Annotated in this window: 20 protein-coding genes; 12 read left to right on the top strand and 8 right to left on the bottom strand. The window is 65.5% G+C overall.

The window, feature by feature from the left end:
* Positions 1-43: 43 nt before the first annotated feature.
* The 10 genes from IB261_RS10535 to cobA all read left to right on the top strand — a co-directional run bounded on the left by IB261_RS10535 (position 44) and on the right by cobA (position 13,637).
* Positions 44-1,246, top strand: coding sequence for a CmpA/NrtA family ABC transporter substrate-binding protein (locus tag IB261_RS10535; protein ID WP_081516463.1), 1,203 nt, complete (start codon positions 44-46; stop codon positions 1,244-1,246).
* 2 nt (positions 1,247-1,248) lie between these two features.
* Positions 1,249-1,827 (top strand): ANTAR domain-containing response regulator, encoded by a 579-nt coding sequence (locus IB261_RS10530; RefSeq protein WP_081516462.1) that lies wholly within the window; start codon positions 1,249-1,251, stop codon positions 1,825-1,827.
* A 254-nt stretch (positions 1,828-2,081) separates the two neighbouring features.
* Positions 2,082-2,774 (top strand): polysaccharide lyase family 7 protein, encoded by a 693-nt coding sequence (locus IB261_RS10525; protein ID WP_081516461.1) that lies wholly within the window; start codon positions 2,082-2,084, stop codon positions 2,772-2,774.
* Between the two features lie 98 nt (positions 2,775-2,872).
* Positions 2,873-3,301: a thioesterase family protein gene (locus IB261_RS10520; protein ID WP_192383171.1), complete on the top strand. Its 429-nt coding sequence runs from the start codon at positions 2,873-2,875 to the stop codon at positions 3,299-3,301.
* A gap of 580 nt (positions 3,302-3,881) precedes the next feature.
* On the top strand, positions 3,882-5,093 hold the full coding sequence (locus IB261_RS10515) for a nitrate/nitrite transporter (RefSeq protein ID WP_081516459.1): 1,212 nt from the start codon (positions 3,882-3,884) through the stop codon (positions 5,091-5,093).
* Positions 5,094-5,323: 230 nt separating this feature from the next.
* Positions 5,324-6,994 carry a bifunctional protein-serine/threonine kinase/phosphatase gene (locus IB261_RS10510; RefSeq protein ID WP_192383172.1) on the top strand — a complete coding sequence of 557 codons (1,671 nt, stop codon included), beginning with the start codon at positions 5,324-5,326 and terminating at the stop codon, positions 6,992-6,994.
* A gap of 267 nt (positions 6,995-7,261) precedes the next feature.
* Positions 7,262-9,712 carry a nitrite reductase large subunit NirB gene (nirB, locus tag IB261_RS10505; RefSeq protein WP_192383173.1) on the top strand — a complete coding sequence of 817 codons (2,451 nt, stop codon included), beginning with the start codon at positions 7,262-7,264 and terminating at the stop codon, positions 9,710-9,712.
* Between the two features lie 57 nt (positions 9,713-9,769).
* Complete coding sequence (gene nirD, locus IB261_RS10500; protein ID WP_081516456.1) at positions 9,770-10,099, top strand: nitrite reductase small subunit NirD; 330 nt, start codon at positions 9,770-9,772, stop codon at positions 10,097-10,099.
* Between the two features lie 49 nt (positions 10,100-10,148).
* Positions 10,149-12,863 carry a nitrate reductase gene (locus tag IB261_RS10495; protein ID WP_192383174.1) on the top strand — a complete coding sequence of 905 codons (2,715 nt, stop codon included), beginning with the start codon at positions 10,149-10,151 and terminating at the stop codon, positions 12,861-12,863.
* A gap of 36 nt (positions 12,864-12,899) precedes the next feature.
* On the top strand, positions 12,900-13,637 hold the full coding sequence (cobA, locus tag IB261_RS10490; RefSeq protein WP_192383175.1) for a uroporphyrinogen-III C-methyltransferase: 738 nt from the start codon (positions 12,900-12,902) through the stop codon (positions 13,635-13,637).
* Positions 13,638-13,704: 67 nt separating this feature from the next.
* On the opposite strand, the gene IB261_RS10485 is transcribed toward cobA, so the two are convergent.
* The 8 genes from IB261_RS10485 to ppsA all read right to left on the bottom strand — a co-directional run bounded on the left by IB261_RS10485 (position 13,705) and on the right by ppsA (position 21,761).
* Complete coding sequence (locus IB261_RS10485) at positions 13,705-14,763, bottom strand: OmpA family protein (RefSeq protein ID WP_081516453.1); 1,059 nt, start codon at positions 14,761-14,763, stop codon at positions 13,705-13,707.
* 109 nt (positions 14,764-14,872) lie between these two features.
* Positions 14,873-15,463: an RNA polymerase sigma factor SigX gene (gene sigX, locus IB261_RS10480; protein WP_045208526.1), complete on the bottom strand. Its 591-nt coding sequence runs from the start codon at positions 15,461-15,463 to the stop codon at positions 14,873-14,875.
* A gap of 73 nt (positions 15,464-15,536) precedes the next feature.
* Positions 15,537-16,361, bottom strand: coding sequence for a mechanosensitive ion channel family protein (locus IB261_RS10475; RefSeq protein ID WP_081516452.1), 825 nt, complete (start codon positions 16,359-16,361; stop codon positions 15,537-15,539).
* A gap of 2 nt (positions 16,362-16,363) precedes the next feature.
* A complete protein-coding gene (locus IB261_RS10470) occupies positions 16,364-16,612 on the bottom strand; it encodes a hypothetical protein (RefSeq protein ID WP_017516812.1) in 249 nt (82 codons plus the stop codon).
* Positions 16,613-16,666: 54 nt separating this feature from the next.
* Positions 16,667-17,665, bottom strand: a complete 999-nt coding sequence (cmaX, locus tag IB261_RS10465; protein ID WP_081516451.1) for a divalent cation transporter CmaX — start codon at positions 17,663-17,665, stop codon at positions 16,667-16,669.
* A gap of 101 nt (positions 17,666-17,766) precedes the next feature.
* Positions 17,767-18,255: a ribonuclease E activity regulator RraA gene (gene rraA / locus IB261_RS10460; RefSeq protein WP_024765711.1), complete on the bottom strand. Its 489-nt coding sequence runs from the start codon at positions 18,253-18,255 to the stop codon at positions 17,767-17,769.
* Between the two features lie 96 nt (positions 18,256-18,351).
* The gene (locus IB261_RS10455; protein WP_192222950.1) at positions 18,352-19,326 is read right to left on the bottom strand and encodes an alpha/beta fold hydrolase; all 975 of its coding nucleotides are present in this window, start codon (positions 19,324-19,326) and stop codon (positions 18,352-18,354) included.
* A gap of 65 nt (positions 19,327-19,391) precedes the next feature.
* Positions 19,392-21,761, bottom strand: coding sequence for a phosphoenolpyruvate synthase (gene ppsA / locus IB261_RS10450; protein WP_081516449.1), 2,370 nt, complete (start codon positions 21,759-21,761; stop codon positions 19,392-19,394).
* A gap of 166 nt (positions 21,762-21,927) precedes the next feature.
* On the opposite strand from ppsA, the gene ppsR reads away from it, so the two are divergent.
* Positions 21,928-22,746, top strand: a complete 819-nt coding sequence (ppsR, locus tag IB261_RS10445) for a posphoenolpyruvate synthetase regulatory kinase/phosphorylase PpsR (protein ID WP_017516884.1) — start codon at positions 21,928-21,930, stop codon at positions 22,744-22,746.
* A 154-nt stretch (positions 22,747-22,900) separates the two neighbouring features.
* On the top strand, positions 22,901-24,529 hold the full coding sequence (locus IB261_RS10440; protein ID WP_192383176.1) for a DUF3300 domain-containing protein: 1,629 nt from the start codon (positions 22,901-22,903) through the stop codon (positions 24,527-24,529).
* Positions 24,530-24,536 lie beyond the last annotated feature (7 nt).

The raw sequence follows: 24,536 nt of genomic DNA, 5'->3' as shown, positions 1-24,536 counted from the left end.
TTTTTGCATTGAAAGCGCGTTGAGAGTGTGTTCAGAGGTGGAGATGATCGACAGCACCAGCCCACTGCCGGACAGCCTGGCCTGGGTGGCCGGTTCCGATGCCCCGGAGAAGACAGCCCTTAACCTGGGCTTCATGGCCCTTACCGACTCCGCCTCGCTGGTGGTAGCCGCGACCCAGGGCTTCGGCCAGCCCTACGGCCTGACGCTCAACCTGCAGCGGCAGAATTCCTGGGCCGGGTTGCGCGACCGCCTGCTCAGCGGCGAGCTGGACGCGGCGCAAAGCCTCTACGGGCTCATCTATGACCTGCAACTGGGCCTGGGCGGCGCCCCAGCCACCGACATGGCCGTGCTCATGGGCCTGTGCCAGAACGGCCAGTCGATCAATCTTTCCGCCCCACTGATGCGCGACGGTGTGACCTCTGCCGGGGCACTGCAGAGCCACGTGCGCCAGAACGGTGCGCAACTGACCCTGGCCCACACCTTCCCCACCGGCACCCATGCGATGTGGCTCTACTACTGGCTGGCCAGCCACGGCATCCACCCCCTGCAGGACGTCCGCAGCCTGGTGGTGCCGCCGGCACAGATGGTCGAGCACCTGAAGGCCGGGCGCATCGACGGCTTCTGCGCCGGGGGCCCGTGGGGCGCCCTGGCGGTGGACGAAGGCATGGGCTTTACCCTCGCCACCAGCCAGCAGATCTGGCCGGACCACCCGGAAAAGGTCCTGGGCACCACCCGTGCCTTCGTCGAGGAGTATCCCAACACCGCGCGCGCACTGGTCATGAGCCTGCTCGATGCCAGTCGCTTCATCGAAGCCAGCGCAGACAACCTGCGCAGCGCCGCCCAGCTGATCAGCAGCGAAGACTACGTCGACGCCCCACTCGCCAGCGTCGAGCCGCGCCTGCTCGGTCGCTACCAGGACGGCCTCGGTCACGCCTGGCAGGACGCGCATCCACTGCGTTTCTTCAATGCAGGCCACGCCACCTATCCCTGGCTCTCCGACGGGCTGTGGTTCATGACCCAGTTCCGCCGCTGGGGCCTGCTGCGAGAAGACGTCGACTACCTTGGCATCGCCCGCCAGGTCCAGCAGCTCGACCTCTACCGCGAAGCTGCCAGCGCCGTGGGCGCAAGCGTGCCGGACGCCGAGATGCGCACCTCGACCCTGATCGACGGCCGCCTCTGGGACGGCAGCGACCCGGCCGGCTATGCCCGCAGCTTCGAGCTGAATGCCCTGGCGGAGCGAGGTTGAGCATGCTGCGCGTCCTGCTGATCAACGACACCCCGAAGAAGGTCGGGCGCCTCAAGGCCGCGCTGGTGGAAAGCGGCTTCGAGGTCATCGACGAATCCGGCCTGACGGTCGACCTGGCGCAACGGGTGGAGGCCCTGCATCCGGATGTGATCCTCATCGACACCGAGTCCCCTGGCCGCGACGTAATGGAGCAGGTAGTGCTGGTCAGCCGCGACCAGCCGCGCCCCATCGTCATGTTCACCGACGAGCACGACCCGCAGGTGATGCGCCAGGCGATCCGCTCCGGGGTCAGTGCCTACATTGTCGAGGGCATCCAGGCCGAGCGGCTGCAGCCGATCCTCGATGTCGCCATGGCCCGCTTCGAGAGCGACCAGGCCCTGCGTGCCCAGTTGCAGGCCCGCGAGCTGCAGCTGGCGGAGCGCAAGCGCATCGAGCTGGCCAAGGGGCTGCTGATGAAAATGAAAGGCTGCGCCGAGGAAGAGGCCTACACCCTGATGCGCCGCCAAGCCATGGGCCGCCAGCAGAAGCTGGTGCAGGTGGCCGAGCAGATCATCGCCATGCACGAGATGCTCGGGCACTGAGGCTGCAAGTGCGAATCGGCTGAAAGTGCGAGGCGGCCAACGGCCAGCGGCGGCAAGGCGCGATCATTTCGCCAGCCGCCGAGCTGGCCCCCACCTCGCCCGCAACGCCCTATGCTGCGGCCGCCCGGTCTTCTGGCCGGGCCCCAGGAGCGTCATCGGCAGGGTTCGATGGCGCATCGCAGTGGCCGCCGCCGGCTAGGCACCTCGGCGCCCACCCGACCTCGCCGCCTGCGCGGCTCAGCAAGGGCAAGCCCATGATCGACCTCACCACCTGGAACCTCAGCGTTCCCACCGACCCTCGCCCCACCGAAGTCACCACCGAACAGATCGCCCGGGGCTACCAGAGCCGCTACTTCCAGCGCGGCGGCAGCCAGGTGGTGTTCTGGGTGCCCGTCACCGGCTCGCACACCTCCGACAGCGTCTACCCCCGCAGCGAGCTGCGCGAGACTCTGTCCAACGGCGAGGTTTCCAACTGGTACTACACCCAGGGCGACAACGAGCTGCGCGTGACCATGAGCGTCCAGCAGGTGCCCTCGAAGAACAAGATCATCATTGGCCAGATCCACAGCCGCTCGCCCTACACCGGCAACGGCGAGCCGCTGGTCAAGCTGCAGTACCACTACTTGCCCACCCTGGAGAGCGGACGTCTGGAAGCCCTGGTGCGCAACCACCCCGACGACAGCGCCAGCATCAACGTCCCGCTGATCGACAACATCGCCCTGGACCAGACCTTCAACTACAGCCTGCGCGTCACCTCGGTGGGCAACCTGGCGATCCGCGTGGAGACCTCCGACGGCCGGGCCAACTACTACCGCAAGATCCTCAGCACCACCTGGTCCAAGCAACTGCTCTACTTCAAGGCCGGCGCCTACATCAACGACAACTACGGCGACACCAGCGAAGGCGCGCGGGTAACCGTCTTCCACCTGAACTCGGCGCACCGCTGATTCGCCATTCACTGGCCTGATGAGGCGCGGGGCGCGCGGACTGCGCGTAGAATGCGCGGCACATCCGCACTACCCGTTGCCTTGTCACCGAGACCGCCATGGCCCGCCTGAAACTGGAATTCCCCGAAGAACTCTTCATCTACGAAACCAAGCTCACCGTCCGCGTCACCGACATCAACGGCGCCAACCATCTGGGCAACGACTCGATGATCTCGATGATCTCCGAAGCCCGCGCGCGCTTCCTGTTCGACTACGGCATCCGCGAGACCGGCATCATCGTCACCGACCTCGCCACCACCTATCGCGCCGAGGCCCACGCGCGCGACCAGCTGCTGTTCGAGGTCGGCGTGATGGACTTCAACAAGTACGGCGGCGACATCATCTTCCGCATCACCCGCCCGGCCGACGACACGCTGGTAGCCATGGCCAAGTCGGGCTTCGTGTTCTTCGACTACAAGGCCGGCAAGGTCGTGCCGATCCCCGAGGCATTCCGCGACACCTTCCCCAGCGTCAACTGGATCGCCTGACGCTCCAGTACAGGGCACGCCGCAGCACGGCGCGCCCTCTGATGGATCAGCATCGGTCCTGACCCTCCCCTCATCTCTTTGATCTGACTGGGATTTCTCATCCTGGCCCGCGCCTTGCTCTGCACAAGGCGATGGTAATCAACGGCGATTACCCGACTTCGACAAAGGCGTCGCATCCACACCCGCGCAGTGCGGTGGGTGGAGCGACGCCTTTTTCGTTTGCCCCGGCGCAGGGGCACTGGGGTCTGATGACGTTTTGCCGCGACCGCGACGGCGCCGCATTTTGCGCAGTGTTAGGCGCGAGGAGTGTGGTTTGGTCATTCCAAATGAACGACGAGTAACGCAGCACTGCGCAAAATGCGGCCCGTCCCTTCGGGTTGCGCGGCAAATCACGCCATGCGTCGTTGCGGGACTTGAAAAGGGAATGACCATTTCCTGCATCCCGCGCCTAGCCTGGCGTGATTTGTCGCAGCAACGCGGCTTGCGTCAAAACGTCATCAGACCCCACGACCTTCTCGAACCCGGCGGCTGCCAAGTGGCGCATGACCGGGCTCCTCTACCGTTGCTGATGAGGTGTTCGATGAACACGAGTTTCTGGAAAGCCGGCCACGCGCCGACCCTGTTTGCCGCCTTCCTGTATTTCGACCTGAGCTTCATGGTCTGGTACGTCCTCGGCCCGCTGGCGGTGCAGATCGCCACCGACCTGCAACTGACCACCCAGCAGCGCGCGCTGATGGTCGCCACGCCGATCCTCTCCGGCGCCATCCTGCGCTTCCTCATGGGCCTGCTGGCCGATCGCTGGTCGCCCAAGGCCGCCGGCATCCTCGGCCAGGTGATCGTCATCTGCGCGCTGTTCGGCGCCTGGCGACTGGGCATCCACAGCCTGGAGCAGGCGATGATCCTCGGCGTGCTACTGGGCATGGCCGGCGCCTCCTTCGCCGTGGCGCTGCCGCTGGCCTCGCAGTGGTACCCGCCGCAGCACCAGGGCAAGGCCATGGGTATCGCCGGAGCCGGCAACTCCGGTACCGTGCTCACCGCGCTGTTCGCCCCGGCCATCGCCGCCGCCTTCGGCTGGCAGAACGTCTTCGGCTTCGCGCTGATCCCGCTGCTGGCCACCCTGGTGGTGTTCGCCCTGCTCGCCCGCAACGCCCCGGAGCGCCCGCCAGTCAAGTCACTGGCGGATTACCTGAAGGCCCTGGGCGACCGCGACAGCTGGTGGTTCATGTTCTTCTACAGCGTGACCTTCGGCGGCTTCCTCGGCCTCGCCAGCACCCTGCCCGGATACTTCCACGACCAGTACGGCCTAGACCCGGTGAAAGCCGGCTACTACACCGCCGCCTGCGTCTTCGCCGGCAGCCTGATGCGTCCGCTGGGCGGCGCCCTGGCCGACCGCATCGGCGGCATCCGCAGCCTGCTGGTGATGTACACCGTCGCCTCGATCTGCATCGCCGCCGTAGGCTTCCACCTGCCCAGCGCAGTGGCGGCACTGAGCCTCTTCGTGGTCGCCATGCTCAGCCTCGGCGCGGGCAACGGTGCGGTGTTCCAGCTGGTGCCGCAGCGCTTCCGCCAGACCATTGGCGTGATGACCGGCCTGATCGGCATGGCCGGCGGCATCGGCGGTTTCTGCCTGACGGCGGGCCTGGGCGCAATCAAGCAGGCCACCGGCGACTACCAGATCGGCCTCTGGCTGTTCGCCAGCCTCGGCGTACTGGCCTGGTTCGGCCTGCACGCGGTGAAAGCCCGCTGGCGCACCACCTGGGGTAGCGCGGCCGTTACCGCGGCGCGGGTGTAGGCCATGGCCTTTGCAGCAACACTCATTTTCTGCAGGGGTGACAGCCTTTTCACGGGCAAGTCCGTGCCTGTGCTTTCCCCCTCACCCCAGCCCTCTCCCTCAGGGAGAGGGCGCTGTCAATACCGGCTGACACCAAGGTTTCATCCTGTGCCGAACGGTCCCCTCTCCCTCTGGGAGAGGGTTAGGGTGAGGGCCGCCCCGAGCGCCGGTCCATCCCGCAGGAGCAGGCCATGAGCCTGGCCCTGAGCTTCGCCCAGGCCAGCGCCACCGGCCCGCGCGACGAGAACCAGGATGCCCTGCGGGTGGTCACCCCGCCCGCAGGGCTGGCCGCCAGCAAGGGGCACCTGTTTGCCATCGCCGACGGCGTCAGCCACTGCGCCGACGGCGGCCTCGCCGCGCGCCTGAGCCTGCAGGCGCTGGCCGCCGACTACTACGCCACCCCCGAGACCTGGGCCGTCGCCCAGGCCCTCGACCGCCTGCTGATCTCGCAGAACCGCTGGCTGCAGGCCAACGGCGGTGGCCAGCCGCTGCTCACCACCCTCACCGCGCTGGTCCTGCGGGGCCGGCGCTTCACCCTCGCCCATGTCGGCGACTGCCGCCTGTACCGCTGGCACGCCGGCCAGCTGGATTGCCTGACCCAGGACCACGTCTGGGAACAACCCGGCATGCAGCACGTGCTCAAGCGCGCACTGGGCCTCGACCAGCATCTGGTGGTGGACTACTGCGACGGCGAACTGGAAGCCGGACAGAGCTTCCTGCTGGTCAGCGACGGCATCTGGGCTGCTCTTGGCGACAGCGCCATCCAGCGCCTGCTGGAGGACGCACAGAGCTTGCAGGCCTGCGCCGACGCACTGGTCAGCGCCGCCCACCTGGCCGGCAGCCAGGACAACGCCAGCGCGCTGCTCCTGCAGGTGGACGAACTGCCACCCGCGAGCCTCGGCGACGCCCTCGCCCAACTCGACCACTGGCCCGCGCCGCCGGCCCTGCGGGACGACCAGGAGTTCGAAGGCTGGCGGGTGGAAGGCCGACTGGCGCAGTCGCGCCAATCGCTGATCTACCGCGTGCGCGACCGGCAGAACCGCCACTGGCTGCTCAAGACCCTGCCGCCGGCACTGCGCGACTCCGCGGAAGCCGCCCAGGCGCTGCTGCTGGAGGAGTGGTTCCTGCGCCGCGTGCAGGGCCGCTACTTCCCCGAACTGCACAGCCTGCCGCAACGCCAGCACCTGTACTACGTGATGCGCGAATATCCGGGGCAAACCCTGGACGAGCACCTGAAACTCAACGGCCCGTTGAACCTGCCCGACTGGCTGGACCTCGCCCAGCGCCTGTTGCGCGGCCTGGGCCAGCTGCACCGGCGCAACATCCTGCACCGCGACATCAAGCCGGAAAACCTGCACTGGGCCGACGACGGCGAGCTGCGCCTGCTGGACTTCGGCCTGGCCTACTGCCCGGGCTTGTCGCAGGAAGACCCGCACGACCTGCCCGGCACCCCGAGCTACCTCGCCCCGGAATCCTTCCAGGGCGCGGCGCCGGAAGCCCGCCAGGACCTCTACGCGGCCGGGGTCACGCTCTACCGCCTGCTCTGTGGGCACTACCCCTATGGCGAGATCGAAGCCTTCCAGCATCCGCGCTTCGGCACGCCCGCACCGGCCAGCCGCTATCGCCCGGATGTGCCAACCTGGCTGGACGACTGGCTGGCAAAGCTGATCGCCGCCCAACCGCAACAGCGCTTCGAAACCGCCGAAGAATGCCTGCTCGCCCTGGAACAAGGTGAACGCCAGGCACCGCCGCGCCCACGCCCGCTGCTGGAACGCGAACCGCTGCGGGTCTGGCGCGGCGTCGCCCTGGCCTCGCTGGCGATCAACCTGGGGCTGCTGCTCTGGCTGCTGCACGGGGGCTGAAGGCGCACCAGATCGGTTCAGAACGCATCACCGCAGTGCAGCAAAAAGGCCAACCGGCAGAACAGGCCAGCCGAGAGCCCCGAAAACCGGGGGCCGAGAAAGTTGGCACAGCCCCTGCAATAACCGTTTCAACAATCTACAAAAGCGCGTCCCTCAACGAAGAGGCTCGCACTTCCCGATCGATCGGGACTTGGACAAAGGCGTCCTCGCTGGGTAACCGGCGGGACGCCTTTTTTGTTTTCCGCGATTGCGTGACGGAGCCCTGACATGAAGAAGCTCAAGCTCGTACTGATCGGCAACGGCATGGCCGGTGTGCGGACCCTGGAAGAACTGTTGAAGATCGCCCCCGATCTTTACGACATCACCGTGTTCGGCGCCGAGCCCCACCCCAACTACAACCGCATCCTGCTCTCCCCCGTGCTGGCCGGTGAGCAGGCCTTCGAGGACATCGTCCTCAACGACCTCAACTGGTACAGCGAGAATGGCATTCGCCTGCTGCTCAACCGCAAGGTCAGCCGCATCGACCGTCATCGCCGCAAGGTCTACGCCGAAGACGGCACCGAGGCCGAGTACGATCGACTGCTGATTGCCACCGGCTCCAATCCCTTCATCCTGCCGGTGCCGGGCAGCCGCCTGCAGGGCGTGATCGGCTACCGCGACATCGCCGACACCCAGACCATGATCGACACCGCCGGGACCCACAGCCATGCAGTGGTCATCGGCGGCGGCCTGCTCGGCCTGGAAGCGGCCAACGGCCTCAAGCAGCGCGGCATGGACGTCACCGTGGTGCACCTCTCCGACTGGCTGCTGGAGCGCCAGCTGGACCGCACCGCCGGCAAGCTGCTGCAGGAAGCGCTGGAATCGCGCGGCATCAACTTCCGCCTGAACACCCACACCGAAGAACTGATCGACGACGGCAGCGGCCGCGTCTGCGCCATCCGCTTCAAGGACGGCGAAGTGATCGCCGCCGACCTGGTGGTGATGGCCGCCGGCATCCGCCCCAACACCGAACTGGCGGAGAAGACCGGCCTGCCCTGCAACCGCGGCATCCTGGTCAACGACACCCTGCAGACCTATGACCCGCGCATCTACGCCCTGGGCGAATGCGCCAGCCACCGCGGCATCGCCTATGGCCTGGTGGCCCCGCTGTTCGAGCAGGCCAAGGTCTGCGCCAACCACCTGGCCATGCTCGGCTTCGCCCGCTACCAGGGCTCGGTGACCTCCACCAAGCTCAAGGTCACCGGCATCGACCTGTTCTCCGCCGGCCAGTTCATGGGCGGCGAAGGCACCGAGACCATCACCCTCTCCGATCCCATCGGCGGCGTGTACAAGAAGCTGGTGATCAAGGACGACGTGCTGGTCGGTGCCTGCCTCTACGGCGACACCGCCGATGGCGGCTGGTACTTCCGGCAGATCCGCGAGAACCACAACGTCGGCGAAATCCGCGACCACCTGATGTTCGGCGAGAGCAGCATCGGCGACGTCGGCCACCAGGGCCAGAACAGCGCAGCGAACATGCCCGACACCGCCGAAGTCTGCGGCTGCAATGGCGTATGCAAGGGCACCATCGTCAAGGCGATCCAGGAGAACGGCCTGTTCAGCGTCGATGAGGTGAAGAAGCACACCAAGGCCGCCAGCTCCTGCGGCTCCTGCGCCGGGCTTGTCGAGCAGATCCTGATCAGCACCGTGGGCGGCGCGGCGGACGTGAAGCCCAAGAGCGAAAAGGCCATCTGCGGCTGCAGCGACCTCAACCACGGCCAGGTACGCCAGGCGATCCGCGACCATCACCTGATCACCCTGAGCAGCGCCATGCGCTTCATGGACTGGCGCACCCCGGACGGCTGCGCCACCTGCCGCCCGGCGCTGAACTACTACCTGATCTCCACCTGGCCGGGAGAAGCCAAGGACGACCCGCAGTCGCGCCTGATCAACGAGCGCGCCCACGCCAACATCCAGAAGGACGGCACCTACTCGGTAGTCCCGCGTATGTGGGGTGGCGTCACCAACGCCGCCGAACTGCGGCGCATCGCCGACGTCGCCGACAAGTACCAGGTACCCATGGTCAAGGTCACCGGCGGCCAGCGCATCGACCTGCTGGGCATCAGAAAGGACGACCTGCCGGCGATCTGGAAGGAACTGGACATGCCCTCCGGCCACGCCTACGGCAAGTCCATCCGCACCGTGAAGACCTGCGTCGGCAGCGAGTTCTGCCGTTTCGGCACGCAGAACTCGACCCAGCTGGGTATCGACCTCGAGCACGACCTGTTCAACATGTGGTCGCCGCACAAGGTCAAGCTGGCGGTCTCCGGCTGCCCGCGCAACTGCGCCGAGGCCGGCATCAAGGACATCGGCATCATCGGTGTGGATTCGGGCTGGGAGCTGTACATCGGCGGCAACGGCGGGATCAAGACCGAGGTGGCGGAGTTCTTCGTCAAGCTCAGGACCTCCGACGAAGTCCGCGAATACAGCGGCGCCTTCCTCCAGCTCTACCGCGAGGAGGCCTTCTACCTCGAACGCACCGTGCACTACCTGCAGCGCGTCGGCATGGAGCGCATCAAGAAAGCCGTGCTGGAAGACGCGGAAAACCGCAAGGCGCTCAATGCCCGCCTGCAGTTCTCCCTGTCGCTGGAGCAGGACCCGTGGCAGGAGCGCATCGCCCAGCAGCCGCTGAAGAAGGAATTCGAACGGATTCCCCTCAAGCAGCTGGAACCCGCCTGAGTGCCCCGCCGGGCCCCGCCAGCGGGGCCCCTACTACCCGATTGCCGGAGACACCCCATGAACTGGTTAGACATCTGCGCCCTGGACGACATCAACCCGCTGGGCTCGCGCGTCATCGCCGGCCCCAAGGGCGACATCGCGATCTTCCGCACCTCCGATGACGAGGTCTTCGCCCTCGACGACCGCTGCCCGCACAAGGGCGGCCCCCTGTCCCAGGGCCTGATCTACGGCAAGCGCGTGGCCTGCCCGCTGCACAACTGGCAGATCGAACTGGCCAGCGGCGAGGCCGTGGCCCCCGACCAGGGCTGCGCCCATCGCCACGAGGTAAAGATCGAAGATGGTCGCGTGCTGCTGGCCCTGCGCGACAACCTCGCCCACTGCGCCTGATCCCCCTGCGATTGATTTCCCTGCTTCCGATTCAGAGCGAGGCTGCGCCATGACCCACAACCGTCGCACTACTGCCTCCACCTGCTGCTACTGCGGCGTGGGTTGCGGTGTACTGATCGAGCACGACGACGAGCGCATCCTCGGCGTACAGGGCGACCCGCAGCATCCGGCCAACTTCGGCCGCCTGTGCAGCAAGGGCTCGACCCTGCACCTCACCGGCGACGCGGACGCCCGCGCGCAATTCCCGGAGCTGCGCCTGGGCAAGGGACTGTCACGCGCCCGCACCGACTGGGACACCGCACTGGAGCATGCCGCCGGCGTCTTCGCCGAAACCCTCCGCGAGCACGGGCCGGACAGCGTGGCCTTCTACGTCTCCGGCCAGCTGCTGACCGAGGACTACTACGCCTTCAACAAGCTCGCCCGCGCCCTGGTCGGCACCAACAACATCGACAGCAACTCGCGCCTGTGCATGTCCTCGGCGGTGGTCGGCTACAAGCGCAGCCTGGGCGCCGACGCCCCGCCCTGCAGCTACGAGGACATCGAGCTGGCCGACTGCGTGATGATCGCCGGCAGCAACATGGCCTACGCCCACCCGGTACTGTTCCGCCGTCTGGAAGAGGCCCGCGCACGTCGCCCGGAGATGAAGCTGATCGTCATCGATCCGCGCGTCACCGACACCGCGGAGCAGGCCGACCTGCACCTGGCGATCCTGCCCGGCACCGACGTTGCGCTGTTCCACGGCATCCTGCACATCCTGCTCTGGGAAGGCTGGACCGACCGCGCCTTCATCGACGCCCACACCGACGGCCTGGATGAACTCAAGGCCCTGGTGCGGGACTACGGTCCGCTGGCCGTGGCGGAAATCTGCGGCATCGCCGTCGATGACCTGCAGCGCGCGGCCCAGTGGATCGGCCAGTCGCCCTCCTTCCTCTCGCTCTGGTGCATGGGGCTGAACCAGTCCACCGCCGGCAGCGCGAAGAACAGTGCGCTGATCAACCTGCACCTGGCCACCGGGCAGATCGGCCGACCCGGTGCCGGCCCCTTCTCCCTCACCGGCCAACCCAATGCCATGGGCGGCCGCGAGACTGGCAGCCTGTCCAACCTGCTGCCCGGCCACCGCGAGGCGGCCAACGCCGAACACCGTGCCGAAGTGGCTGATTACTGGGGTGTCGAACAACTGCCGGAGAACCCCGGCCTGAGCGCCATCGAACTCTTCGACGCAGTACGCGACGGGCGCATCAAGGCCCTGTGGATCGCCTGCACCAACCCGGCCCAATCACTGCCGGACCAGACCCGCGTGCGCGAAGCCCTGGCCGCCTGCCCCTTCGTCATCGTCCAGGAAGCCTTCACCACCAGCGAGACCTGCCAGTACGCCGACCTGCTGCTGCCGGCCGCCAGCTGGGGCGAGAAGGAAGGCACGGTGACCAACTCCGAACGCCGCATCAGCCACGTGCGCCCGGCCATCCCGGCCATCGGCGAAGCGCGGGCGGACTGGAACATCGTCTGCGACTTCGCCCGCCGCCTCGAGCAGCGCTTGCGCCCCGGCGAAAACAGCCTGTTCGACTTCGATTCGCCGTCCTCGCTGTTCGACGAATTCAAGCTGCTGACCCGTGATCGTGATCTTGATCTGTCCGGCGTCGACTACGCCCTGCTGGACACCCGTGGCCCGCAGCAATGGCCCTTCCGGGCCGGTGCAACCCAGGGTACCGAGCGCCTGTATGGCGACGGACAGTTCCCCACCGCCAATGGCCGCGCGCGACTGATCGCCGAGCCCTACCGAGCACCGAAGGAAAAGCGCGATGCACGTTACCCGCTGATCCTCAACACCGGCCGCCTGCGCGATCAGTGGCATGGCATGACCCGTACCGGCACCGCGCCGCAACTGTTCGGCCACGTGGAAGAAGCCGTGCTCGGCCTGCACCCGGACGAGCTGCGCCGCCGGCGCATCAGCGACGGCCAACTGGTTCGCCTGCACAGTCGCCGTGGCGAACTGGTGCTGCCGGTGCAAGCCGACGACCGCCTGCGTCCCGGCCAGGCCTTCCTGCCGATGCACTGGGGCGACCGCTTCCTCAAGGGCCTGGGCATCAACGTGCTGACCCTGCCGGCGGTGGACCCGCTGTCGCGCCAGCCCGAGCTGAAGCACGCCACGGTGGAAGTCAGCCGCATCGAGCTGCCCTGGCAGTTCTTCGCGCTGGTGGAAGGTGAGGTGCAGAAGCGCTTCGACGCCCTGCGCCCGCTGTTCGAAGACCTGCGCTACGCCAGCTTCAGCCCCACCGGCCGTGAACGCCCGGCACTGGTGATCCGTGCCGCACACCACGAAGCGCCCAGCGCGGACTGGCTGGCCCGCATCGACGCCCTGCTCGACCTCGGCGACGGTCCGGTCATGGCCTATGACGACCCGCGCCGCACCGTCGGCAAACGCGTGCGTATCGAACAATCGCGAATCGTCTCGCTGCGCCTGGCTGGCGAAACCGCCGCCCGCGCCTGGCTGCGCGAATTGTGGAAGGAAGGCCGCGCCGACCAGGAGCTGCGCCGCTGGCTGCTCGCCCCGCTCAGCGCCGCCCCGGGTAAAGCCGGCGCGGCGGCGGACAAGACGCTGTGCAACTGCCTGAACGTCAGCCAGAGCCGCATCCAGGCCGGGATCGACAAGGGCCTGGACCTGGAAGGCCTCAAATGCGAACTCAAGTGCGGGACCGCCTGCGGCTCCTGCGTACCGGAAATCAAGCGCCTGCTGGCTCAGAAGCCACTGGCCGCTACCGCCTGAATCAAGCCGCGAAGACGGCAGCCTGAGGAGAACGACATGAGTGGAAAAGTCTGGCTGATCGGCGCCGGCCCCGGCGACCCGGAACTGCTGACCCTGAAGGCCGTCCGGGCCATGGCCCAGGCCGACGTGGTGCTCATCGACGACCTGGTGAATCCGGCGGTGCTGGAGCACTGCCCTTCGGCGCGAGTGATTTGCGTCGGGAAACGCGGCGGCTGCCGCTCCACCCCGCAGGACTTTATCCACCGCCTGATGCTGCGCTACGCCCGCCAGGGGCGCCGCGTCGCACGTCTGAAAGGCGGCGACCCGTGCATCTTCGGCCGTGGCGGCGAAGAAGCTGACTGGCTGATTGCGCGGGGCATCGATTGTGAGTTGGTCAACGGCATCACTGCCGGGCTGGCAGCAGCGACTCAGTGCGGCATCTCCGTAACCCTGCGTGGTGTCAGCCGGGGTGTGACCCTGGTGACCGCACACACCCAGGACGACAGCCCGCTGAACTGGCGCGGCCTGGCCGAAGGCGGAACAACGCTGGTGGTGTACATGGGCGTGGCGAAACTGGCGGAAATCCGCGACGGACTGCTCGAAGGCGGCATGGCGGCCGGCACGCCGGTGGCGATGATCGAGAACGCATCCCTGCCCGCCCAACGCGAATACCGCAGCCAGTTGGGCGACCTGCTGGAAGACGCCCAGAGTTTTGCCCTGAAGAGTCCGGCAATCCTGGTGATCGGCGAAGTCGCCGCCGCTGCGCAGCAGGCAATCCTGGCCCGCACCGCCTGAGATTCACTTTCCTGCAGGCAAAGAAAAACCCGGCCTAGGCCGGGTTTTTCTCGTCAGCTCAGACCAATTACTTGGCTTGGGCTTCCACTTCGGCTTCTACGCGGCGGTTAACAGCGCGGCCTTCGGCGGTTGCGTTGTCAGCAACCGGACGGGACTCACCGTAACCAACAGCGTTTACGCGGCCGCCTTCAACACCGTACTCGTTGACCAGTACGTCACGAACGGCGTTGGCACGACGCTCGGACAGCTTCTGGTTGTAGGCGTCGGTGCCGACGGAGTCGGTGTGGCCTTCAACGGTGGTGGAGGTGGACGGGTACTGCTTCATGAAGTCAGCCAGGTTTTTGATGTCAGCGTAGCTGTTCTCTTTAACCTTGGACTTGTCGAAGTCGAACTTCACGTCCAGCTGAACGCGAACGACTTCAGCAACAGCCGGGCAGCCGTTGGCGTCAACGGTGACGTTGGCCGGGGTGTTCGGGCACTTGTCGACGTTGTCGCAGACGCCGTCGTTGTCGGAGTCGGAGCAGACTTCAGCAACCGGCTCGGGAGCCGGGGCCGGCTTGGCGCCGCCGCCGAAGTTCATGCCGACGCCCAGGCCAGCCATCCACTCGCCCTGGTGACCGTTCTCACGCTTCTCCAGGCCGTACTGACCGTCGAGGCTGGCTTTGGCGTAGAAGTTTTCGGTGAAGTAGTACTTCAGACCGGTACCGACCATGGCCATGGTCAGGTTCTGACGACCACCGTTGTCGGAGTTGATGTTGGTCAGGCTCTGGTGGCCAACGCCGGCGGAAACGTACGGACGCAGGTTGCCAGCACCCGGAGTGCCGAAGTGGTAGATGGCGTCCAGAGTGCTCAGGTTGCCATGGACCTTCTTGTTGCCGGTCTCGTAGGTGCCACGTACGTCGTGGTACTCACCGTAGGACAGAGCCAGCTCGACGTCGTCGGTCAGGAAGTAACCAACGGAGCCGCCGTACAGGTCCGCGTTCTTCATGTTGCGGGTGCTGTCGGTGAAGTAGCGCTTGCCGAATGCTTCGACTTCGACGGCGCCCTGGCCTTGAGCGAAGGCATTGACAGCGGCGGTGGCGATCAGCGAGCCAACTACGACGCCTAAGGTGTTCTTCAGTTTCATCCGTTAAATCCCCATCTTGGTGGTCAATAAGTTGTCCTAACCATAGGCCGTACAACTTGGGTGGCAAGTTTATCAGAACTTGCCAAACAGAGAGACAATATTTCCCGGACTAAGATTCCGTCACATTCGAAAACTTTTCTCTCATTCGATCGAGTGCACGTTTGTAGCGCATCTTTGTGGCGCTAAGCCCCATGTGCATGATGTCGGCGATCTCCTGGAACTCCAGTTCCGCAACAAATCGAAGCACGAGGATTTCCCGATCAATGGGATTGACATGAACTAGCCAGCGGTCTAGTCCACCCCGTTCTTCGACTTTCGGAGCCTTCTCTTCAGAGGCTTCCTCGACTGGATCCAGACTCAGCGCATCGAGCAATCTGCGTTTGCGCCGTTCCTTCCGATACTGGGTAATGCACTCGTTGTAAGTGATGCTGTACAGCCAGGTCTTGAACTTCGACTTTCCCTCGAAGTTCTTCAGACCATACAGCACCTTGAGCATGACCTCTTGACACACATCATCGGCGTCCCGGTCGTTGCCCAGATAGCGCGCGCAGACGTTGAACAGCGTGCGCTGGTATCGGCGCATCAGCTCTTCATAGGCCCGCGTCACGTGGTAGAGCTCCTCGTGGGAACGCTCCACCAGCTCCTCGTCGGTGAGCTGGCGCGGGTCATAGCGCAAGGACAGTGATTGCGGCTTGTTCAAGTCGGGTCGGGCCAGGTCAAGTCAGCGTCCGGCGCGGCTTTCAGGAAGCCGTACCGGTAATCGGTCATCATCTTCAGCGACTGGTTACACGCTGATCGAGCAGGATGCGGTTGGCGATCGACACCAGCTCACCCTCGTCTGTCAGCAGGATAGTCTTGATGGTACCAATTTCCTCGATGATGCCTTCGACATCAGCCACTTTCACCTGTTGTCCGACCTGATACAGCTCCCGCACGTAAATACCCGCGATGATCTGCCCTGCCACCTCACGGCTGCCCAGGCCCAGGGCCAGGGCGGCAGCCAGGCCGATGGTGATCAGCACGATGGCGATGATGTAGTTCAGCAGGTCGGTCTTGACCTCGAGCTGGCCGATAGCCACCGAGATGCTGATGATGATGACCAGCCACTGGGCAACGCGGCCCAGACCGTTGGCGTATTCCAGGCCGACACCATCGGCCGCGCCGCGCACCAGGCTGTTGGCCAGTTGGGCGAGCAGGATGCCGACGATCAGCACCAGCGCCGCGCCGAACACCTTGGGCAGGTACAGCGCGAGCATGTCCAGGGTTGCCGAGACGCGCTGCAGACCGAGGGACTCCGCCGCGGAGACGAGGAATACCAGCAGCACGAACCAGTAGATGATCTTGCCAATCAGGGTCGAGACCGGCACCTGGATGCCGGCACGAGCCAGCAGCTTGGTCAGGCCGGTACCCGCCATGAGGCGGTCGAGGCCGAGCTTGGCCAGCAGCTTGGAGATCAGCGCATCGAGCAGTTTGGCGACGACGAAGCCGAGCAGCACGATCACCAGCGCGGCGAGCAGGTTCGGGATGAACCCGGCCAGCTTGCCCCACAGGGTGTTCATGGCGGTGAGCAGGCTTTGCGTCCAGATGTCGAATTGCATGTTCAGTCGGCCTTGTCAGCGGAAGGGGCGGAATTCTGCGCGTGGCGCGAGACGGGTGCAAGGTGCGCGGCGCCACGGCTCACACCAATGGACAGGGCCTGGAACCAGTGCCCCATCAGGCTGAACAGATCGCCCGCGCCTACCTGGCGGTTGGCGGTCTTCAGGACGCGATCCAGGCGCGAATCGTCTCCCGGCTGTTCCGGGGGCATTCGCAGCAGATCGCGCAAGGATTCTTCAAATGGGTCGTGCATACGCACCTCGCCTGTGTGAGGTGCTTGACGCCCCCACCACCTCAAAAGTCACACCTAGAGCCAACGCATGCGGCGGAATATCCACCATTGGAAAGCCACTATCCCGAGGATTACCAGGCAGGCCACGGCGAAGCCGTAGGGTGCACTGGAGCCGGGAATGCCGCCGACGTTGATGCCCAGGAGACCGGTCACGAAGCTCATGGGCAGGAAAAAGCCGGTAATGATACCAAGCAGGTACATGGTGCGGTTCATCCGCTCGGTAATTCGACGATGTTCGGCTTCCTGGATCAGGCTGATGCGCTCGCGCACCAGCTCCAGTTCTTCCAGGTTGCGGGTCAGGCGGTTGTAGAGCTCGTTCCAGTAGTCGGCGTCGTCGGCCACCGTCCAGGACGCCTTGAACCGGACCATCTGCGAGTAGATTTCCCGCTGCGGCGCCAGGTAACGGCGCAATCCCGCGGCACGTCGCCGCAGGGTGCGCAGCTGGTGCTGGTCGGGAATGCTGCGCTCGTCTTCTTCGATGGCCTCTTCCATCGCGTCGAGCTGATCAGCCAGGCCGCCGATCAGGGTATCGACGCGGTCGGTGAGGTAGTGGGCGAGGTACAGCACCACTTCCGAGGCCGTCTTCGGGCCGGTGCCGGCATCCAGGTCGGCGCGCAGGTCGGCCACCGCCTTGAGCGGACGCAGACGCAGGGAAATCACCCGCTGCGACTCGGCATAGACCCGCAGCGAGACCATGTCCTCAGGTACCGCACCGGGGTTCAGGTTGACCCCGCGCAGGAACAGCAGCAGGCGCTCACCCCCCAGGTCGACCAGGCGCGGGCGGGTGGCCTCTTCCAGCAGCAGGTCGCAGGCGAATTCGTTCAGACCGCTGGATTCGCGCAGCCAGGACTGGGCTTCGGGCACACCGCGATCCCAATGCACCCAGAGGCTTTCCTCGGGCTTGAGATCCAGCAGCGGCAATTCGCTCCGGGTGATCCGCCGGCCACCACCGTGGCCGTCCAGCACGAAGCCGTCGATCAGTCCGCGTTCCGTGCCGCTCTCGTACTGCTGCATGCCCTTTTCCTTCGCTCAAGGTCGCTTGCGCGAGGCCCCATGAAAAATGCCGGAAGCTTTCGCTCCCGGCATTGACCCGAACTTCAGCTGGAAGGTTCGAATTATTCCGGCATTTTCAACGCTTTAGGCGAGACGATGATGCCGTTGTTGTCGGCATAGACGAACTCGCCCGGGCGGAAGGTGATGCCGCCGAAGGTCACGGCCACGTTGAGGTCGCCGATACCGCGCTTGTCGGTCTTCATCGGGTGGCTGGCCAGCGCCTGCACGCCCAGATCGGTCTGCGCGATCACGTCGACGTCACGGATGCAGCCGTACACCACGATGCCTTCCCAGCCGCTCTTAGCGGCCTTCTCGGCCAGCATGTCACCCAGCAGTGCACGGCGCAGCGAGCCGCCGCCGTCGACCACCAGCACCTTGCCCTTGCCGTCCTTCTCGACCTGCTCCTTGACCAGCGAGTTGTCCTCGAAGCACTTGATGGTGACGATCTCGCCACCGAAGGAGTCCCGTCCGCCGAAGTTGCTGAACATCGGCTCGACGACCTGGACCAGCTCCGGGTAGGCATCGCACAGATCGGGGGTGACGTAATGCATGGAGAAGCTCCTCTTGATGAAATCCGGCAGGGTTTCAGGCCTGGATGTGACCGAAAGCCGCAATGGCGTCACAGTCTACTCCCTGCCACGCCAAGCTCAAGCCTGCGCCAGAGCGCCCTGCCCTTCCGGCAAGCCGCTGTGCTCCAGCCAGTATTGCAGCAGTGGCCAGACCTCACGCTGCGCGCCCTTGCTGATCAGCATCTCGATGTGACCAAAATCTTCCGAGAAGCCCTGGCGCCGTCCCAGGTGCAGGAACTGCCGGATCTCGGAGCCGAACTGCTCCAGCAACTTGCGACAGGCCCAGGCCGGGTCCTGGATATCGCCATCGGAGCCGATGGCCAGCACCGGCAGGGAAACCTTCTGCAAACCGCCCCACCAGTCGTTGTCCTTCTCGCCGAAGCGGCCGAACAGGCTGTACCAGTGCAGGGCCTCGAGGGCGAGCCCCAACGGCTCGTCCTCCGGCCCGCGTTTCAGGCGCGAACCGGACAGCCCGCCCATGCGTTTGAGCAGCAAGCGCCCGCCCCAGGCCACGGGCGGTAGCTTCAGCGGCCAGTAGGTACGGCTGATCTGGCTACCGCACAGCGCCGCGCTGGCGGCCTGCTGCTCATCCAGGTAGCCGCCGCCCAGCGCGGCAGCCAGGGTGACGCCGCCCAGAGAGTGCCCGACCCAATGCGGCGCCTGGCCGCTCTGCTCGACCACGAAATTGGCAATGGCCGGCAGGTCGAAACGTGCGTAGTCGGCGACACGATTGCGATCGTAGTCAGCGTTACGGGGCGACAGGCCATGCCCGCGCATCTCGGCGATCCAGACATCGAAGCCGGCACGCGCCAGATACGCACCCAGGCCAATACCCTTGGGCGAGAACCAGAAGCGGCGGTTGGAGAAGCTGCCGTGCAACAGGATCACCGGCACGCCACGCCGCCCTTCGGGGCGACCGAGACGGGTGACCGCCAGCTCGACGCTGGAGTCCGGGCTGTTGTTCGGCTTGAGGCGGTAGACGTCCTCGGTGAGGTCGCCGCGCAATTCCGCGCTGACTAGCGCGACGGGGAAGAGTTGACTGCTGCTTTGCATGGAATCGCTTGCATAAAAAAGGGCGGGTGAAATCACCCGCCCTTCTCAGGATGGAGAAGGAACCGTCAGGACTGGCCTTCGGCGAGGAAGAACCAGGTGTCGAGGACCGAGTCAGGGTTCAGCGACACGCTCTCGATGCCCTGCTCCATCAGCCACTTGGCGAGGTCCGGGTGGTCCGACGGGCCCTGGCCGCAGATGCCGATGTACTTGCCGGCGCGGTTGCACGCCTGGATGGCATTGGACAGCAGCTTCTTCACCGCCGGGTTACGTTCGTCGAACAGGTGCGCGACGATGCCCGAGTCACGGTCCAGGCCCAGGGTCAGCTGGGTCAGGTCGTTGGAGCCGATGGAGAAGCCGTCGAAGAACTCAAGGAACTCGTCGGCCAGCAGGGCGTTGGACGGCAGCTCGCACATCATGATGACGCGCAGGCCGTTCTCGCCACGCTTGAGGCCGTTGGTGGCCAGCAGGTCGACGACCTGGGAGGCTTCACCGAGGGTACGGACGAACGGCACCATCAGCTCGACGTTGGTCAGGCCCATCTCGTTGCGGACCTTCTTCATCGCGCGGCATTCGAGCTCGAAGCAGTCGCGGAAGGATTCGCTGATGTAGCGCGAGGCGCCACGGAAGCCGAGCATCGGGTTCTCTTCTTCCGGCTCGTAGAGCTTGCCACCGATGAGGTTGGCGTATTCGTTGGACTTGAAGTCCGACAGACGCACGATGACCTTCTTCGGCCAGAAAGCCGCGGCCAGGGTGCTGACGCCCTCGACCAGCTTCTCGACGTAGAAGCCGACCGGATCGTCGTAGCCGGCGATGCGCTTCTCGACGCTTTCCTTGATGTCCGCCGGCAGGCTGGCGAAGTTCAGCAGCGCCTTGGGATGCACGCCGATCATGCGGTTGATGATGAATTCCAGGCGGGCCAGGCCCACACCTTCATTCGGCAACTGGGCGAAGTCGAAGGCACGATCCGGGTTGCCGACGTTCATCATGATCTTGAACGGCAGGTCGGGCATGGCGTCGACCGAGTTCTGGCGGACGTCGAAGCCCAGTTCACCTTCGTAGATCAGGCCGGTATCGCCTTCGGCGCAGGATACGGTCACGCGCTGGCCATCCTTCAGCGCCGCGGTGGCGTTGCCACAGCCGACGACTGCCGGGATACCCAGTTCACGGGCGATGATCGCGGCGTGGCAGGTACGGCCGCCACGGTTGGTGACGATGGCGCTGGCGCGCTTCATCACGGGTTCCCAGTCCGGGTCGGTCATGTCGGAGACCAGCACGTCGCCCGGCTGGACCTTGTCCATCTCGGAAACGTCGTGGATCACCTTCACCGGGCCGGCGCCGATGCGCTGGCCGATGGCGCGGCCTTCGACCAGGACCTTGCCTTTTTCCTTGAGCAGGTAGCGTTCCATCACGTTGGCGCTGGAACGGCTCTTAACGGTTTCCGGACGGGCCTGCACGATGTACAGCTTGCCGTCGTCACCGTCCTTGGCCCACTCGATGTCCATCGGACGCTCGTAGTGCTTCTCGATGATCAGGGCCTGCTTGGCCAGCTCGGTCACTTCGGCGTCGGACAGGGCGAAGCGGGCGCGGTCGGCCTTCTCCACGTCGACCACCTTGACCGATTTGCCGGCCTTGGCTTCGTCGCCGTAGATCATCTTGATCGCCTTGCTGCCCAGGTTGCGACGCAGGATGGCCGGGCGGCCGGCTTCCAGGGTCGGCTTGTGGACGTAGAACTCGTCGGGGTTCACCGCGCCCTGCACCACGGTCTCGCCGAGGCCGTAGGCGCCGGTGATGAACACCACGTCACGGAAACCGGATTCGGTGTCCAGGGTGAACATCACGCCGGCGGTGCCGGTTTCCGAGCGGACCATGCGCTGCACGCCGGCGGACAGGGCGACCAGTTTGTGGTCGAAGCCCTGGTGGACGCGGTAGGCAATGGCACGGTCGTTGAAGAGGGAGGCGAAGACTTCCTTGGCCGCGCGGATCACGTTGTCCACGCCGCGGATGTTCAGGAAGGTCTCCTGCTGGCCGGCGAAGGAAGCGTCCGGCAGGTCTTCGGCGGTGGCGGAGGAACGCACGGCCACGGCCATGTTGTCGTTGCTGCCAGCCATCTCGGCGAAAGCCTTGCGAATCTCGGCATCCAGACGCTCGGGGAACTCGGCGTCCATCACCCACTGGCGGATCTGCGCGCCGGTCTTGGCCAGGGCGTTGACGTCGTCCACGTCCAGGGCGTCGAGGGCCGCGTGGATGCGATCGTTCAGGCCGCTCTGGTCGAGGAAGTCACGGTAGGCCTGGGCGGTAGTGGCGAAGCCACCCGGTACGGAAACGCCGGCACCGGCGAGGTTGCTGATCATTTCGCCCAGGGATGCGTTCTTGCCCCCCACATGTTCGACATCGTGGACGCCGAGCTTATCGAGGGAAACTACGTACTCTACCAAGGTGATCTCTCCACTAAGTGTTGGAAAAGGTCATACAAGTCGGTGCGGCCCCACCCTGTCTGGCCGGAGCCGGAAAAATGGGTGAGAATGCCCCGGCAAAGGGCCTTGCAAACGCGGGGCCTATCATAACCAGGATTCGATCCTACCTATAAGGCCCGCAGCGCACATGAAACGAACTGCATTCTTCATCTCCGACGGCACCGGCATCACTGCCGAAACCCTCGGCCAGAGCCTTCTGGCGCAGTTCGAGAACATCAACTTCACCAAACTGACACGACCTTACATCGATACCGAAGAAAAGGCGCGCGTCATGGTACAGCAAATCAACCGGGCTGCGGAGGCGGACGGGGCAAGACCGATCATCTTCGATACCATCGTCAATCGTGAGATCCGCTCGGTCCTGGCGCAATCCAACGGTTTCATGATTGACATCTTCTCGACCTTTTTGTCCCCGCTCGAGCAAGAATTATCCTCAGACTCGTCGTATTCCGTCGGAAAATCCCACAGCATCGGCCATAACCCGCACTACATGGAGCGGATCGATGCGGTGAACTTCGCCCTCGACAACGACGACGGCGCCCGCACCCACTACTACGACAAGGCCGACCTGATCCTGGTCGGCGTCTCGCGCTGCGGCAAGACGCCCACCTGCCTCTATATGGCCCTGCAATACGGCATCCGCGCGGCGAACTACCCGCTGACCGAAGAAGACATGGAGCGCCTGCAACTGCCCAACGCGCTCAAGCCCTACAAGCACAAGCTGTTCGGCCTGACCATCGACCCGGACCGGCTCACCGCCATTCGCCACGAGCGCAAGCCCAACAGCCGCTACGCCAGCTTCGCCCAGTGTGAGTTCGAGGTTCGCGAGGTGGAGAATCTGTTCCGCCGCGAGAACATCGCCTACATCAACTCGACGCATTTCTCGGTGGAGGAGATCTCCGCCAAGATCCTCGTCGAGAAAGGCGTCGAGCGCCGGCTAAAGTAACCGGCCACCGCGTAAAAATCCCCCAACCGACGGCCGGCATCACCGGCCGTTCGACTTTCTGCAGCCTTTCATTCGGGCGCCTATCATTCTCTGAACCCGCGTTTTACCCGTGGCAGTTTTCACGGATCGGGCATTCCCGGCACAGGAGAGCGCCATGCGAGAATGTCAGTACCTGATTCTGGTCGCCTTGTTGGCATTGACGGGTTGCGATTCGGGCGACAAGCCCGTCGCCAAGACCGCCACGGCCGCCACGCCACCCGCCAGCCCGCCCGCCGCGACAGCGCCTCCTCCGCCAGCGCCCCCTGCCCCGCCTCCAGCCGCCGCCCCGGCTGCGCCCGCTGCCGCGCCCTCGCAGGCGGTGTTCAGCGTCGAGGAACTGGACCAGATGCTCGCGCCGCTGGCGCTGTATCCCGACTCGCTGCTGGCCCAGGTGCTGATGGCCACCACCTACCCCGGTAACGTGGCCGACGCCGCAGCCTGGTCGAAGGCCAATCCCAAGGCGGTAGGCGATGACGCGGTGAAACAGGTCGCCAACCAACCCTGGGACCCCAGCGTCCAGTCGCTGGTCGCCTTCCCCCTGGTGCTCGCCACGCTGGGGCAGGACCCGGCCTGGGTGCAACGCGTCGGCGATGCCTTCCTCGCCCAGCCCGATGCGATGATGGATTCCATCCAGCGCCTGCGTCGCCAGGCCCAGGCCGCCGGCAACCTGCAGTCGAACGAGCAGCAGACCGTGACCATCAAGCCGGCCGCCCAGCCGGCACCGGCGCAGCCCGCTTCCGGTGGAGACACCGTAGTAGTGCAGCAACCGGCAGCGGCGCAGACGATCATCATCGAGCCCACCGATCCGCAGGTGGTCTATGTGCCCAGCTACAACCCCACGCAGGTCTACGGCTCCTGGCCCTATCCCGCCAGCCCGCCGGTGTATTACCCGCCGCCGCCCGAATACCCGGTCGCCACGGCGCTGGCCACCGGCCTGGCGTTCGGCGCGGGCGTCGCCATCGTCGGTTCGCTCTGGGGCGATTGTGATTGGGACGACCATGACATCGACGTCGACGTCGAGCATTACAACAACTTCAACAGCAACCGGAACGTGAACCGGAATGTGAATCGAGATTTCACCGGCAACGTCAATGGCAACCGGGCGAAGTGGCAGCACAACCCGACCTACCGCAATGGCGTGCCCTACCGCGACTCGGCCAGCCGCGAGCAGTACAACCGCCGGCTGGCCGGGGGCGAGCAGCGCGATGCGCTGCGCGGGTTCGACTCGGCCCGCACCCAGGAGCGCGCGAAAGCCAGGGAGAGCCTGAGCCAACGCGGCATCGCCCCACCGGCGGCGAACAATGCCCAGGCCCGCGAGCGCGCCCAGGCGGCAACCCGCGACCTGCGGGACAACCCGCAAGCCCAGCAGCGTCTGCAGCAAGGCAACCGCGACAACGCCCAGGCCCGTGAGCGGGCGCAGGCTGCCACCCGCGAGTTGAACCGTACCCCGGAGAACCGCCAGCGTGCGCAGAGCCAGGTGCAGAACCGCAGCAACCAGGCACAGCAACGGCCGCGGACGCAGAACAACCAGCAGATCCGCGAACAGGCGCGCCAGCAGCATGCCCGCACCCAGGCCCCACGCAACAATGCCTTCGCCGGCGCCAACAACCCCAGACAGTCCCGCGAAGTTGCCAACCGCGGCCAAGCCAGTCGCGCCGCCGCCAGCCGCCCGCAGGCCGCCCGCGCCGGTCACACCGTCCAACGTCCTGCCCGCGCGCCCTCCGGCGGCGGCCGGCGCCGCTAGGAGACGA

Source organism: Pseudomonas sp. PDM20, from assembly GCF_014852575.3.
Classification (GTDB): domain Bacteria; phylum Pseudomonadota; class Gammaproteobacteria; order Pseudomonadales; family Pseudomonadaceae; genus Pseudomonas.
This window is presented reverse-complemented; position numbering and strand designations above follow the sequence as displayed.